Source organism: Sphingobium sufflavum (genome assembly GCF_021403115.1).
In the GTDB taxonomy this organism is placed as follows: Bacteria; Pseudomonadota; Alphaproteobacteria; order Sphingomonadales; family Sphingomonadaceae; genus Sphingobium; species Sphingobium sufflavum.
The window spans coordinates 1-1085 of record NZ_JAJSSH010000037.1 but is presented as its reverse complement, the minus strand read 5'-3'; the positions used below and the strand labels follow the sequence as shown (position 1 = coordinate 1085).

Here is a 1085-nt window from a genome sequence, read left to right as displayed (position 1 = left end):
TGAGGTGGTGCCGCCTTTTTGGACAGTTTGGCGGCGAAGTTAAGCTAATCCCGGGTGTGATTATGCCGCCATTCTGGTCATCGGATGATGGGGGGCATTCCCCCCATCATCCGAAGCGTTGATCCGCCCATAGGCCTCTGCCGGGGCTCGCCCTGCCAGCCCGGAGTGGGGTCGTTGCGTATTGTAATAGGTAATCCACCGGCCAAGACCAGCGCGCAGCTCCGATCCGGTCTCGAAGGCGTGCAGATAGACGCATTCATATTTGAGGGAGCGCCACAGGCGCTCGATGAAGACATTGTCCATCCAGCGCCCACGCCCGTCCATGCTGATCCGTACTTCGGCATCCCGCAGCACGCTGGTGAATGCAAAGCCGGTGAACTGGCTGCCCTGGTCCGTGTTGAAGATGTCGGGCTTGCCGAAGCGCGATAGCGCTTCCTCCAATGCCGCGACACAGAAGCCGGCATCCATGGTGTTCGACAGCCGCCACGCCAGTACCTTGCGCGTCGCCCAGTCCATGATCCCCACCAGATACAGGAAGCCATGCCGCATCGGGATGTAGGTTATGTCCGCACACCAGACATGGTTCGGCCGATCGATCACCAGCTTGCGGAGCAGGTACGGATAGACCGGGTGCTTCGGGTGAGGATCGCTCGTCCAGGGCCGCTGGTAAATGGGCGACAGCCCCATCTTGCTCATCAATCGCCGAACACGCCGACGCCCGACATCGCGACCGTTACGCCGCAGATGGCGGACCATCTGACGGCTGCCATACCAAGGCATGTCGAGGAAGGCGGCGGCGATCACCTGCATCAGCGCCAACGTCTCCTCCGTCTCCGGCACCGGCGCATAATAAAAGGACGACCGGCTGATCGACAGCAGGCGGCACTGGGCAGAGATCGACAGATCGCCATGAGCGGGATCGATCATCGATCGCCTCCGTGTCACGCTCATCGACCGGAGGCTTTGGCTAAAAAATCCCGCTCCACGACTAACTGCCCGATCTTGGCATGCAGCTTCTCTAAATCGGCCTCCATCGCGGCCTTGGCCGATTCCCCAACGCCCGAAAACGTCGCGGACATGCCCTC

At 61.1% G+C, this 1085-nt stretch carries 1 pseudogene; it reads right to left on the bottom strand.

The features are described 5' to 3' along the window. Positions 1 to 60 precede the first annotated feature (60 nt). A pseudogene (locus LWE61_RS20520) lies at positions 61 to 1085 on the bottom strand (IS3 family transposase); the annotation flags it as partial.